Source organism: Methyloprofundus sp. (assembly GCF_965251085.1).
In the GTDB taxonomy this organism is placed as follows: domain Bacteria; phylum Pseudomonadota; class Gammaproteobacteria; order Methylococcales; family Methylomonadaceae; genus Methyloprofundus.
Genome location: NZ_OZ252594.1, coordinates 2,368,058 through 2,381,819, shown reverse-complemented (window position 1 = coordinate 2,381,819; position 13,762 = coordinate 2,368,058). Strand labels below are relative to the sequence as shown.

The 13,762-nt window shown below is 42.2% G+C and carries 12 protein-coding genes and 1 pseudogene; 6 read left to right on the top strand and 7 right to left on the bottom strand.

Features of this window, described 5'->3' with window-relative positions; all coding sequences use genetic code 11:
* Positions 1 to 33 precede the first annotated feature (33 nt).
* On the bottom strand, positions 34 to 510 hold the full coding sequence (locus ACQY3F_RS10980) for a DUF302 domain-containing protein (protein WP_428354884.1): 477 nt from the start codon (positions 508 to 510) through the stop codon (positions 34 to 36).
* Between the two features lie 203 nt (positions 511 to 713).
* Here ACQY3F_RS10980 and ACQY3F_RS10975 point away from each other — a divergent pair, with 203 nt between their 5' ends.
* The 3 genes from ACQY3F_RS10975 to ACQY3F_RS10965 are packed head-to-tail and all read left to right on the top strand — an operon-like array spanning position 714 to position 4,606.
* Complete coding sequence (locus ACQY3F_RS10975) at positions 714 to 1,949, top strand: cytochrome P450 (protein ID WP_428354883.1); 1,236 nt, start codon at positions 714 to 716, stop codon at positions 1,947 to 1,949.
* Between the two features lie 7 nt (positions 1,950 to 1,956).
* Positions 1,957 to 3,924, top strand: a complete 1,968-nt coding sequence (locus ACQY3F_RS10970) for a non-ribosomal peptide synthetase (RefSeq protein WP_428354881.1) — start codon at positions 1,957 to 1,959, stop codon at positions 3,922 to 3,924.
* A 4-nt stretch (positions 3,925 to 3,928) separates the two neighbouring features.
* Entirely contained in the window at positions 3,929 to 4,606 is a 678-nt protein-coding gene (locus ACQY3F_RS10965) for a lysophospholipid acyltransferase family protein (RefSeq protein ID WP_428354880.1), read from the top strand.
* A 199-nt stretch (positions 4,607 to 4,805) separates the two neighbouring features.
* On the opposite strand, the gene ACQY3F_RS10960 is transcribed toward ACQY3F_RS10965, so the two are convergent.
* A complete protein-coding gene (locus ACQY3F_RS10960; protein WP_428354879.1) occupies positions 4,806 to 5,816 on the bottom strand; it encodes an endo alpha-1,4 polygalactosaminidase in 1,011 nt (336 codons plus the stop codon).
* 261 nt (positions 5,817 to 6,077) lie between these two features.
* Between ACQY3F_RS10960 and mobA the strand changes: the two genes are divergently transcribed.
* Both mobA and ACQY3F_RS10950 read left to right on the top strand, forming a co-directional pair.
* On the top strand, positions 6,078 to 6,668 hold the full coding sequence (gene mobA / locus ACQY3F_RS10955; protein WP_428354878.1) for a molybdenum cofactor guanylyltransferase MobA: 591 nt from the start codon (positions 6,078 to 6,080) through the stop codon (positions 6,666 to 6,668).
* Positions 6,669 to 6,670: 2 nt separating this feature from the next.
* Positions 6,671 to 7,480, top strand: a complete 810-nt coding sequence (locus ACQY3F_RS10950) for a formate dehydrogenase accessory sulfurtransferase FdhD (RefSeq protein WP_428354876.1) — start codon at positions 6,671 to 6,673, stop codon at positions 7,478 to 7,480.
* A gap of 184 nt (positions 7,481 to 7,664) precedes the next feature.
* Here ACQY3F_RS10950 and egtD read toward each other — a convergent pair whose 3' ends face one another.
* From egtD to egtB, 5 genes and pseudogenes are all read right to left on the bottom strand, one after another.
* Positions 7,665 to 8,615 (bottom strand): L-histidine N(alpha)-methyltransferase, encoded by a 951-nt coding sequence (gene egtD, locus ACQY3F_RS10945; protein ID WP_428354875.1) that lies wholly within the window; start codon positions 8,613 to 8,615, stop codon positions 7,665 to 7,667.
* Positions 8,616 to 8,638: 23 nt separating this feature from the next.
* A pseudogene (locus tag ACQY3F_RS10940) lies at positions 8,639 to 8,857 on the bottom strand (ergothioneine biosynthesis protein EgtB); the annotation flags it as partial.
* 60 nt (positions 8,858 to 8,917) lie between these two features.
* Positions 8,918 to 10,651 carry a putative transposase gene (locus ACQY3F_RS10935; RefSeq protein ID WP_428354873.1) on the bottom strand — a complete coding sequence of 578 codons (1,734 nt, stop codon included), beginning with the start codon at positions 10,649 to 10,651 and terminating at the stop codon, positions 8,918 to 8,920.
* A gap of 59 nt (positions 10,652 to 10,710) precedes the next feature.
* Positions 10,711 to 11,175 (bottom strand): hypothetical protein, encoded by a 465-nt coding sequence (locus ACQY3F_RS10930; protein ID WP_428353027.1) that lies wholly within the window; start codon positions 11,173 to 11,175, stop codon positions 10,711 to 10,713.
* 64 nt (positions 11,176 to 11,239) lie between these two features.
* Positions 11,240 to 12,364 (bottom strand): ergothioneine biosynthesis protein EgtB, encoded by a 1,125-nt coding sequence (egtB, locus tag ACQY3F_RS10925; RefSeq protein WP_428354872.1) that lies wholly within the window; start codon positions 12,362 to 12,364, stop codon positions 11,240 to 11,242.
* 689 nt (positions 12,365 to 13,053) lie between these two features.
* On the opposite strand from egtB, the gene ACQY3F_RS10920 reads away from it, so the two are divergent.
* A complete protein-coding gene (locus ACQY3F_RS10920) occupies positions 13,054 to 13,731 on the top strand; it encodes a hypothetical protein (protein ID WP_428354871.1) in 678 nt (225 codons plus the stop codon).
* Positions 13,732 to 13,762: the final 31 nt, after the last annotated feature.

The window sequence follows — 13,762 nt, the reverse complement described above, 5'->3', positions numbered from 1 at the left end:
AGCAACTGATTTTTCTAGGTTTATTGATGGATTTCAGTCTTCCACTGCAAAATTAACAATCTCTTTAAGTGTACTGTTCATTTTTGCAGCAAAGGCATTGAGTTCAGGGTTGTCTGAATCCATAGGAATTAAATGCGTACGCACGATGGTTTTACCTTGGTATTGATAGGTCACTATATTACAGGGCATAAAGCGTACGGCATGGGGTGACATAAGTAATAGCGTTTTTGCATGGGTTAGATTACAAAACTGTAAGGTGTCATATTCAGGAAAGTCTTTAGTGCCCCGGTCGCGAATGACCTTGCCGATCCGGCTATGTCCAGTGATTCTAAAATTTTGTTCTGAAATCGCAATTTCTAGTTCTGCGAGCACGTCTGCATAAGGCTTGTCGGTTTCTGCCTGATAATAGGGGACAAACTCCCCTTTGGGTGTCTGTGCGCAGGCGCTGATTAAAACCAGGTAGCTGATTAGTAATACAATCGGGTGTTTTTTAGCGCGAAAAAATTTCATATGCTATTTTAACATTGCTAATTACTCTAGCCAAAGTAAGGCAGGTTATTTAAATGGCGGGTAGGGACTGTGGTAAAATTATCGAGTATTAATACTCTTCCCTTATAACCTCTTTTGTAAATTAAGATATGTCTGATGCTACCTCACTTTGCTTGCCTCCAGGCGAAGGGATCATTATTGATTACCACCAGCTTGAGCAGGTTTTGCAGCAGCTCGGCAGCCAGGTAGACACCCATGGTAATATCTTTAAGGCAAAATTTCCTGACCAAGATAGCTGGGTTTATAACATTTGTGACCCTGAAATGGCCAAACATATTCTGGTCAGTAATTACAAAAATTACTTAAAAGGCGTAGGCATTAAACAGATTAATGTCTTATTAGGACGTGGCATTATTGTTAGTGAAGGGGATTTATGGAAGCGTCAACGGAAAATGATGCAGCCGCTCTTCAGCAACAAGTTGCTCACTCAGCAACTACCTTTAATGATTAACTGTGCTGATAAATTATTAGCCAGCTGGAAAGATGATATTGAAGCTGGGAAAGCTATTAATATCACTGAATCCATGAGTCAGACTGCGCTAGATTTTATTTTACATGCGTTGTTTAGTGAAGATTTAGACCGAATTATCGAAGAAACGGGGGAGAACCCATTTCTCATGGTAACCGATGATTCTGCCAGGGATTTGTTATTTGCGCGTCGCTTTCGGAAACTGACGCACGTGGTAAGTGACATGATGCAACGTCGTCGGGCAGAAAATCGCCAGCCTTTTGACTTGCTCAGCATGGTCATGAACGCGACTGAAAAACGTAGTGGTGATGCCATGCCCGAAAAATTACAAATCGACGAGATCTTGACCTTAATTATTGCCGGGCATGAAACCACTGCAAGTGTTTTAAACTGGACCTGGTATTTACTCGCGCAGCACCCTGAAATTGAACAGCAGGTCTTAGCAGAAAGTCAGCAATATATGCCGCTAAATGACCTGCCTGGTATGGATGAGATTGCCCAGCTTAAGTTAACCCAGCAGGTGCTGGATGAATCCATGCGTCTCTACCCTCCAGTCTGGGTAATTACCCGAAAAGCGATAGCTGACGATCATTTCAATGGCATAGATATTCCGGCGGGTACGGACATTTTGATCCCCCCCTATTTAGTACACCGAAATCCTGCTTATTGGCCGGATCCAGAAAAATTTGATCCGCAGCGCTTTAGCCCCGAAAACAAAAAAAGCCAGCATATTGGTGCTTACTTACCCTTTGCAATTGGCCCCAGACGGTGTATCGGTGACAGTATGGCTATTCAGGAAATGGCGGTACATATTAGCCGTCTTATTCAAAAAGTTCATTTTGAATTAATCCCGGGTCAAACAATTGAGCTGGAGCCTTTGGTTAATTTAAGGCCCAAGCAAGATATATTATTTCATGCAACATATAGATAACTATTAAATGAACGCAACATCATTTCCAGTCACCCTCGTAGATGCTTTACAACAGACTGCCAAAGGTAATAAAAGCATTACCTATATTAAAGCCAAGAACGATGAACTCAGAGTAAGCTATACAGAGCTCTATACGCGCGCTCTGCAGCTGTTATATCAATTACAGCAAGCGGGTGTGAAACAGGGAGATGAACTGATCTTGCTGGCAGAAAGCAATGAGCAGTTTGTCGACGTATTCTGGGCCGCGATATTAGGCGGGATTATAGTTGTACCCTTAAATGCTTCCAGTCAGAATACCGCGCAAAAACGTGTATTAGCAGTATTTCAAAAATTAAATAAGCCTTTTGTCTGGACCTCATCAGATGCTCTGGAGCAGTTATTTAGCTATGCCGATGAGCAGCAGCTAGGGCATATGAAGGCATTATTGCAACAGCAGGTTGTATTGGCTGAGCAATTGCTGCCAGATCAAAATCAGGCAACTCCAGCGGAGATTAATCCTCAGCATACCGCTTTTATCCAGTTTTCTTCAGGATCTACCGGTGAGCCAAAAGGAGTCGTGCTTTCGCATCATAATTTAATGACTAATATCGCTTCGATTCTGATTGGCAGTAAAGCAACAGAAGAGGATGTTAGTTTAAGCTGGATGCCATTAACCCATGATATGGGTATTATTGGTTTTCATTTATCGCCGCTGGTATTAAATACCGATGTCTATTTAATGTCATCGGAATTGTTCGTGCGCAGACCGAATCTATGGCTGGATAAAATCAGTGAAAAAAAGGCTACGGTATCGGCAGCACCAAACTTTGCTTATCAACATATTTTAAAATATTTTAAACCCGAAAAGCAGGCACATCTTGACCTATCCTCACTACGCTTGATTTTTAATGGGGCGGAGCAAATTTCAGCTGCAATATGTCGTGAATTCAATCAAGTATTAAAGCCTTTCGGCTTTAAAGAGACGGTCATTTTCCCTGTCTATGGTCTGGCTGAAGCCTCTCTTGCTTCTGCTTTTACTGAGCCGGCCTTGGCCATACAATCCATTTTTATTAACCGTCAGCGTTTGCAGCTGGGTGATGAGATTATTTTATCCTCGGCAGAACAAGCAGATAGCCTGGAAATGGTGTTATTAGGCAAGCCAGTTAGCAATACTGGATTGGTCATTGCCAATAATAGCGGTCAGGAATTACCCGAACTGACGTTGGGGCATGTGCTTATTCGCGGTGAAAATGTAACTAAGGGCTATTATGACGATAGCCAATTAAACTCGGAAACCATTAATGCCGAAGGCTGGCTGGATACTGGGGATATAGGTTTTATGTATCAGCAGCAGCTAGTTTTGACAGGGCGCTTTAAAGATCTGATTATTGTTAATGGACAGAATTACCATGCACATGATTTAGAGCAGCTATGTGAAGGCCTACCTGAAATAGGCAAGCATAAAGTAGCGGCGTGTGCGATACCGGGCCAAGATGGCGAGGCCCTGGCTGTTTTCGTCAGCTATAAAGCGGATTTACAAAATTTTATCCCTATGGCAAATGCTATCCGTGCTGCTCTGGCAAAAGATGCGGGTATAGAAGTGGCTGAGGTGATTCCGGTTTCTGCTTTTCCTAAAACCACCAGTGGTAAGGTGCAGCGCTTTAATCTGTCTAATCAGTTTATTGCCGGAGCCTACGCAGATACACTTGCTGAGATCAAGCAGATAACCGCACCGAAATCTGAAGAAGAGCCAAGTGAAGAGGGTTCAATCGAGCAGCAATTATTGCAGATATGCAAAGAAGTGATTCCAGAGCGTGAGATTGTACCCAATGATGACTTATTTGAAATTGGTATAAGTTCATTATCCTTAACGCAAATTCATGAGCGCCTGGACCAGCTGTTTCCCGATCAGATTGAGCTCACCGATTTATTTGACTATCCGAGTATCGCGGCCTTGGCTAGCTTTCTGGAACAACAAATTGCAAAACAGGAGTAGCCTTTTGAAATTATTTTTAAAGACTGTTACCATGCAAAAAATGGCTGCTGTTTTAGTCGGTACCTATGTAAAGTTATTGCTTAAAACATGTAAGGTGCATATTAAAGGCGCGGAGCAGTTACAACCCTATATAGATGCAGAGCGAGCGATGTTACCTTGCTACTGGCATCAGCAAATGACCTTTGCAATACAGTTTATGCTGGGGCTTTGTCAGCAAGGTGTTAAAGTTAGGGTATTGGTGAGTCCTTCAAAAGATGGCGATATTGGTGATGCAGTTTTACAGCAACTGGGAGTAGGAGTGCTACGCGGGTCTGCGCATCGCACCGGTGCTTTAGCATTACGCGATATTTATTTAACGATTAGTAAAGAAAAATGCAGCGTCGGTGCAGCAGTAGATGGGCCATTGGGGCCAGCACGTGAAGCCAAAGTGGGTGCAATTACCTTAGCGCAACTGAGTGGCGCGCCGATTATTCCGATTACTAATGCCTGTAGTCATAAGATACAGTTTAATAGCTGGGATAGCTTTTTTCTACCTCTGCCTTTTAGTACTGTTAATATTTTAATTGGCGAACCGATAGTCGTTGAAAAACGTGTCTCAGCGGAACAGATTGCTGAATTCCAACAGCAACTGACTGATCAGCTGAACCAATTAAGTCTCCAGAGCGAGCAGCTGTTAAATTGATTTTGATAGGGTAGTCATATTTATTCCTGATTACCCATAACCCTCAGCTATACTTCGTCATTCCTGTATGCTTTAAGCAGGAATCTAGTCGGATAAGCATAGATTCCCGATAACAGACTTCGGGAATGACGAGGTTTTTAACAGACTGATGTTTCAAGCTTTATTCTACTATGGCTGAGAGTTGTACGTAATCAGGTGTTTATTTGCAGCTAAACCGAAATGAGTCATCTAGGGCCAGAGGTAAGATTAGAGTCTGAAATTGTCGGTTATTTGCCTGTTCGCAGATGGTGTTTTGAGCCTCTCCATTATTGACGTAAGCGTCGCTATATTCTGCATTGAAAACGGGTTTTCCCTGATTTGTAAAAGGCTCGAGATTGGCGCACTCTGCAAATTCAAAGCACTCTTCATTAACAGCAAAGTCGAAGTAATCAACCAGCTCATTAATTTGCCCTAGGTCATTTTTCAAGCCAATTGACAAACCTCGGGTATGAGCAGCATTAGCCAGACTACGGTTAAATGCTAATTGATCTGCCGCTGTTAAAGCAAAACCGGAAGTGTTGGTATAGGCCGTCATATTGTCCGGTTCCACGCCATCACAGCCTTTTTGTAACGCTAGCTCAAGTCGGGCCTGCATAATAGCAAATACTCTGTTTGAACGGATGTCCAGCCAGCGCTCACCCGGCCAGCCATCTAGTGGTGTACCGAGGTCATTGTTAGTAAATTGTTCAGCATCGGACCGCCATTCCTCGAAAGATCCTGCGGAAAAATAACATATAACCTTTTTACCTGAACTATGTAATTGTGCAATAGTTTCTGCGCTGACATCGAATAAATCTATATCATACATACCTACCGCATAGCCGGAATTTACGGCTCCTTGTAACTGCCATTGCCAGGTCGTATCTAAGCCGGGACGATACCAGTGACCCACGGTTATGGGCTCTGCATTTTGTACAAGACCTGAGTTATGTGGCTTTTGCAGGGGAATTTCCTGTAAAGATGACCAGTCTATATGAAAAGAGGGTTGTTTAAGCTCAGCAGGAGATATTAGTTTGACTTTATAGGCTTTTTTTTCACCGACTTGATTGGCTAATTCGAAATAGGCAATATCAATTTGAATACCATTTTCATTAATTGATACCTCAGGCGGCTGTTGTGCCTTTGTAATAGATACAAAAGTAAAAAATACTAGTAAGGTAATTTTTAACATTTGTGCTCCTTATGTCCAGAGTAAATCAAACGACAGATTAGAGAGTCTATTTCTAAAGACAGTTGATCGAATAAACACTCGGGATGCATAGATAAGAATATCATTCATCTGATTATAACTGCAACTACTATGGCCTGCATTTTTAACGCTGAAAAACTGATGTTCTAAAGTTAAACGGGGGAGGAAGGTAAATCTAATTGCTAAAAAGTCATATAAATGTTTTTATGGGTTTGACCAGGAAACTACTAGCATTAATAGAGTATGAATAAACAATCAGGCGTATCGGGCGTAATCCTTGCAGGCGGCTTAGCAAGACGCATGCATCAACAGGACAAAGGATTAGTCCTCTTTAATAATAAAGCAATGATTACTTATGCGATACAAGCGATGGCCCCCGTGGTCGATGAGCTATTCGTCAATGCTAATCGTAATATTACCCGATACCAGCAATTCGAATATCCCGTCATCAGCGATGCTACAGATGATTTTTCTGGACCTTTAGCTGGGGTGTATGCGGCTTTGAAAGTTTGTCTCAATGATGTTTTGCTGGTGATCCCTTGTGATTCTCCTTTTATCACTGCAAAGGGCTTGCAGAGTCTGATAGATGAGCGTGAATCTACTGCGGCAGATATTGCTGTTGCATTTGATGGCGAACGAATTCACCCGGTTTTTATGGTAATCAAAAGCTCGCTTAAACAAAGTCTACAAAATTATTTAGCGCAGGGTGAACGTAAAATAGACCGCTGGTTTGATCAGCATAACTGGGTAAAAGTAGATTTCAGTGCCAATCCTGAATTTTTCTCTAATATCAATACTCTGGAACAATTAGCTGAATTAGAAATCAAGGAATAATGATGCAACCAGAAATGACAGATGCAGGCCTCAGTGTTGCCAAACAGGTTACCGGAATTGATGAGCAAGGGGAAGAGCGCGAACTCCAGCTAGTGGGTGAAAGAGCCATGACCCTTTATGTAGATAAGCAGGAAATAGTGACCTTAATGACCATAGGCTCGCATCCTGAATTATTAACCTTGGGCTACTTAAAAAATCAGGGTTTCTTTGAATGCATAAATGAAATTAAGATCGTACAGGTAGACTGGGAAACTGAGTCAGTCGCTGTCGTAACCGCTGGTGAGGATAGTGATTTTTCAAAGCAAATGGAACGGCACACGGTCACTACGGGCTGTGGGCAGGGAACTGTATTTGGCCGCTTAATGGAAAAATTGCAGAAAATTCGTGTGCCTGAGAACAGTGTTAAGCAGTCAACCTTATATGCACTTTTAGCGTCGGTTAGGACGCATAATGAGGTGTATAAAAAAGCAGGTGCGGTGCATGGTTGTGCTTTATACATGGGTGATAAGCTAGAGTTATTTGTAGAAGATGTGGGCAGGCATAATGCGGTGGATGCGATTGCCGGGTATATGTGGCTGAATGGAGTGAGCGGTGATAATAAGATTTTTTATACTACTGGGCGTTTAACTTCTGAGATGGTGATAAAAATCTCGCAAATGGGAATTCCGGTTTTACTCTCGCGCTCAGGCGCAACGCAAATGGGGCTGGAAATGGCGCAATTATCAGGGGTGACTCTAATTTCCCGGTCGCGTGGTAAGCATTTTATGGTGCTCCATGGCGCGCAGAATATTGAGTTTGATGCCAAATTATGAATAAGCTTTGCAGATAATACTTCGCATCTGCGACCGCACGAAGTATAGGTATAACCTTCAGTCTATCTGTAAAATTAAGTATGGTGCATAAGGAATAAGTTATATTAGCAGCATGTTTTTCCGCACCCCGTATACATTATGCGAACTATGACAGTTGATAAATAATAGTTTTTCCCAGGTTGAATTAGCTAACACGGAGAAAATGCACACTAAAATATCCGTTTTCATCCTGCCAGACTCTTTCACTCTGCCAGCCAGCTTCTTTGGCTAGCGCCACAAATTCAACCGGTGTGTATTTGTAGGAATTTTCGGTGTGAATTGATTCCCCTGATTGAAAATGGAAGATGCTGTCGTTAACCCGAACTTTTTGATCCTTGTGGCTGCGCAAGTGCATTTCAATTCGGCCGTGCTCGAAATTGTAGAAGGCATGATGAGTAAAGCTGGTAGTATCTAACTCAGAGTCCATTTCACTTTGAATGCGCTTGAGCAGATTCATGTTAAAAGCCGCTGTCATTCCCGTTGCATCATTATAGGCAAGGTTAAGCACTTCGGCCGGCTTTTTTGTATCGATACCAATCAATAAAGCGCCGTCTTTTCCTGCTTTAGCGTGTAGATCCCGTAGAAAGTGAATCGCATCTTCAGGGTCAAAGTTTCCTAGGCTGGAACCTGGGTAAAAAAACACCCTTTTATCAGCAGGTATTTCAGTAGGTAGTTCATAGGGTTTTGTGTGGTCTACACATATTGCATGAATGGGAAGGTCAGGGTAGTCTTCCGCCAGTTTTTGTGCTGAGATCCGCAGGTGTTCAGATGAAATATCCATCGGTACATACATGGCAGGGTTGATACGGTCGAGTAAAAACCGAATTTTATGACTACTGCCTGCACCAGGCTCAATGATATGGCAGTCTTCACCCAGACATGCAATTATTTCATCGGCAAAATCTTCACAAATGCTGCGCTCTACATTAGGTAAATAATATTCGGGTTGTTCACAAATCTGCTCAAAAATACTGGAGCCTTCCTTGTCATAGAAAAATTTGGGGTGTAGCTGTTTAGGCGATTGACTCAGTCCATGCTCAACGGCGGTAGGTAAATCTTCAAATTCAGGTTGGTAGTAGTGGAATTGGAATTTCATAGCTAGTTTCTTATTATAGTTATTTACTTAGTATCATTCGCTAAACGAATACCGCTAAACTGCCAGCGATCATAGGGTGTGAAAAAATTTCGATAAGTTGCCCGCATATGATTTTGTGAGGTTACACTGCTACCTCCACGTAGTACCATTTGGTTACTCATGAATTTTCCATTGTATTCGCCCGCAGACCCTGGCAGCGGTGTAAACCCAGGATAAGCGTGATAGGCAGTGCTAGTCCAGGTCCATAAATCTCCATACCATCAGACATCTTGATTCAGACGAAACTAATTTGAGACCATTTCCTAATTTTTTGCGGATGAAGTCAGCTCATAAATTAAGCGCAGATCGGTTCCTGGATAATTGAGTTCCGTTTGATTGAGTTGTTCAAATAACTTTTCTATTGCTTTATTACTTGCAGGTCGGGAAGTACTATGCACACGTATCCGAAGTTGTTTTTTTACTTCATCGGGTAATATATCTGCTTCTGTCACAAACAGCGTTTGTAATAGTTGCCTTGCCATCGGAAAGTCGATTGTCGGTGAGGTTAGCAGAGCGGCCATTGCTGTTTCTGCCCGATAAGCGATCATGTTGACAGTATCTATCAGCCGCTTTTTCCCTGGCAGAAGCTGTTCGAACTTATCTTCGTCTCTCAACTCTTGCCAGGTAATGTGTTTGGGCGTTTGGCTTAGTTTTTCCTTGATGGTTTTTAGTTCATTTTCATAATGCTCTATTTCTTCGAGTAATTCTGCTCGTTTTCTTTCCCATTTCTTGTATTTCACATCTTCCGTTTCATCTTTTTTAATCACCGGATGAAGTTCCATCGCTGCAAATCGAGATAGACGGTAATTGAGTTTGGATTGTATCGAATTACGCTGTCCTTCCTGTTGGCGCCTATCAGGGTTGACCACCTTTTGGGTATCGGATAGTGGCTCTATTCCATACTCCTGTAGCATATCTAGCCCATAGTGGTGCTTCATATATCTAAAAAAGTTCTCTTGGCACCACCGGCTAAACATTCGCCCAGAAACAGCCGTCAACTCTAGTTCATAGGCTGTGGTAATAATACTGGTTTGGTGACCAGAATCAGTCAACTTGCGCACTTCTCTCATCCACATCGCCTGTTTTTTGGTTCCAACCAGACTGCCTCGTTCGGCGAGTTTCATGATGACTTTTTCACCACTCGGTAGGGTGATCTCCTGACTGGAAAAATTGTCCAGTGGCCAATTTTCGGTGGGAAATTTATGATAGGTCATGCAAGCGACACGATGCTTGTCCCACATCTTTCTAAAGAATGCGGGGCTATAGCCTTCTCTATCAAACACCAGGATAAAACGACAGGCTTGTTTGTTTTGCTGTAATGCTTGTGCACTCGGTTGATTCGGAATGTCTTTGAGTAATCGGGGGACGATATCTTCTTCCAGCGTTTTTAGTAAGCCCGGATCCACCGTTTTTTCAACGACAAAGAAGGGACGCCCCGTACCATCATTAACCCAGTAGTCGGTGATACCCCGTAAGCAGAGTTTTTCGCGTGAAACATGCCGTTTGGGAAGTTTAGTCAAGTGTCCATGATAGACACGGACATGACCATCTATGTAGAGTGTTCCTGCTGCCTCTGGTTCATTTTCCATCCATTGTCGACTGAGGTCGGCCGCCCAGCTTTCGACTGATTTTGGTTCAGCCAGTCCTTTTACTTTGGATCTTAAACAACGCACTTCGGGAGCCCGATCCAGGCCAAGTAGTTTTCCGAATTCACCCGGTGCATGCTCGCGAAGTTGTTCGGCATTTTTGATGCGACATAGCCCCATAAAGGCGAGTAGCAATAGAATATGAAAGGTTTGATAGTAACCTGTCAGTTTGCCCAGGTGGCGCTCAATGTCATTTAATAAGCCATTGCCAAGTAACGCGGGCAATGCACATAACACACCGCCTTTAGGAACATCTAAACAGGATTCGAATTCGATTGAGGCTCCCTTTTCCTGCTCACCCAAAGCAGCCTGGATTCGCTCTTCTACTCGAGTGCAGGCCGTACCAAGCACATCGGCTGCATTGGCATCTATAATATCACGGGCTGATTTGGTACTGCCATCATTGGGGTCTATTGATGCGGCAGACTTTTTTTTAAACGTCCATCACTGATCGCCTTGCGAAAGGTATCTGCCCGGATGCCTAATTCTTTAGCGGCTTCGTTAGGCGTCATACCTTGATCCAGATATTCCTGAGCTTGCTGCAAAACCTCAAGCGTAAAGAGTGGTCCTCCCTTGCGAGTCGGGCGAGGTTCAAAAAACGAATCAGCCCCTTTTTCTCGTAGTTGCCTTAATGAGCGCATAACACTACTTTTAGAGACACCAAAGGTTGTAATAATATCGATTGAACGACAGGAACCGGTATTGATGAGTTGAGAGGTGTGAAGTCTAAATAATCTCTTATTGTCAGCCTGGTGAGAATAGATCGGGATACCGCCGAGGAAATAAAACCACTCATCATTTCGGTTATCAACACTGACCTGACCATTTATAATAGTCGTACCCTGAGGAATTATTGGGAGCATGAGTTGCTGCATTAATTGAATACCTCGTATGATATGAGGACTTAGTTTAACCTAAATGAGTACCATTTTCATTTCTTTAGCTGAAAATATCAATCATTTGACAATAATTCCCTAACCCTTTAATTATATTGCCTAGTTTAAGTTTTAATGGATTTCTTTCAGGATAGCGAATCAAGATGTCTGACCATTGGCCATCGTTACCTGCAGGCTGAGGGTGAAGACAATCTTGTTCAAAGAAGTTTCCCGTTATGGGTTTATTCTCTAATACAACTTCGATTTCCGCTTCAGTTGGCAAGCGTTTACCGGCCCAGCGAGCATAGGCATCGGCTTCATAGTAGCTGATGTGGCATACTGGGGAATGAAGGTTCAGTGGGTGCATGCCTCCTAGAGTCATTTCCAGCCAGTTACTATCATCTTGATGCCAATACAAAGGGTGCTGCCAATTGTGTTGGCGGATATGGTGCCATCCATCTGATAACCATAACTCTACCTGTTGGTAGCCCCGATCTTCAATAAATTCCAGATATTCGCCATTAGTTACCAGCCGATTTGCTAAATGGAAGTCCGGTAAGTAATGAGCATGCCGAGGTGATTCATTGTCATAGGCGAAATGAGTGCTTGTATGGCCAATTTTATAGTTTCCGGCAGCTTGTTCATGCCATTTTATTTTAGTTACATCACTATAGGTTAAGGGCGTGGTAAGGTTCTTGCGGTAAACGGGTTTTAGTGGATTGACAGAAAAGTTATGCTTGATATCCATGCACATCAACTCCTGATGTTGCTGCTCGTGATTCAAGCCTAGTTCGATGAAAAACTGTAGCTGATTATTAGGTTTTTGTTCCAGCGTATCGAAAAGTTCAGTCATAGCTTCATCTACGGCACGGCGGTATGCATATACTTCCTTGACTAATGGACGCGACAATAAACCGCGTTGAGCCCGAGGGTGGAATGTACCTAGCGTTTCGTAATATGAGTTGAATAGTATTTCAAATTGAGGGTGAAAGGGTTGATAATTCTTGTGATGCGGTTTGAGTAAAAAGGTTTCGAAAAACCAGGTGACATGGGCGAGATGCCATTTAGGCGGGCTCGTTTCAATAATTGACTGGATTTGATAGTCTTCTGTTTCTAACGGTGCACAAATCTGTTCGGATATAAGGCGTATTTGTTGGTAACGTGCTCTCAATGTCTGGAGGTTTTGCATGGATGCCTATGAGTTTCAGACTATTCAGGAGATTTAAATTTTAACCTACCTGTTCAGGAAAGGAAATTTAATTGGAAAAATCAATCCGTTTATAACCGGATTGATAGCAGACTAGGTTGAATCTTTGCTTAGGAGTTTCCACGTTTAAAATCAAGTCTTTTTTCCTAGCACGCTTGTGATGCTAAAATCCTGCGTCATACTTTCGGAAATTATTTAATCCTCGCTCCTTAGGGTAATGGAAATAATTAATTATCCAATGTGCTAACTCATAGGTTACCTCTATAAGAGGGTTAATATAGGAAGCGCATCAATCACGAAAAGATGCGCTTTGTTCCTCAGCACATCCTGCCTTTTACCTTAACTGAGTTATAGAACGTGAGAGGCTGGGACAATATTTTTTCCTTATCCCCTTAGTGAGGTCATTCAGGAGTTAACGTGGGATAACCCTCTATATTAAGTGTACGTGTGCAACTTTTTTAACTTACATGACGTATCTCTAAGTCATAATATCTCGTATATTCACGATATATAGTGTTTCCTGTCTTTTTGTTTTGATCTTTATTACTTGGGGTGTTTGTAAGTGTTTGTTTTATAGGTTTACTTTAGTGTTTTTATTTCTGGCATAGCTTCTGCTTGAACTAGGTTAGCGGTGCGTTTGTTTGGTGCCGTGATACTCGGAGAATAAACTCATGAAAACCAATATTCATTTTTATACAATTTTTATATTGTTAGCCTTTATATCTTTTGCTACTTATAGTGCTGATCAGATAAATTTAGCTAAGCCTACATTCAATAATTTACCTGGCTCTCCTATTTATAAAAATTCAGCGGCAGGATCTGCTAATACCAATTTACTCTTATGTAAGACAGATACTGCTGCACTTGAACAGTTAATTTTAAATCGCAAATCGCCAGCAGAGGAAAATCGTCAGCCGATTGTATCTTTCGAATATTTTAATGAGCCGGTTAAGGCTGCTTATACTACAATGAGTAATGGAGTGACCAGGCATGTAACAATGGCTGTTGCCAAGTCTTTTTTCGATTTCAGTATTGACGGACTTGCGCCTAAAAGTATAGCGAATTTTGTTTCTATTGGTACTCAGGCTTTTCTGCCTTTTGAGTTTGCCAACGGGGTAAAAATTACTCAGGTAGTTTCTAGAGGAAGTACTGTTATATACAGAACTGAAATGCCAATAGCACAAAATCATAGTCAGGTAGAACATCTTGCTTTAGCTGGGAGGGTTTCAACTACCAGCTCTGTTTGTAATGACAATACAATGGTTACTGATCTGTTAGAACGACATATTAGGGAGATGGAAAGAAATAATCATCCAAACGAAGTAAGCTTGTGTCTCAATAATTTATAATAATGAATTCTGAATTTATTCTCACACTAGG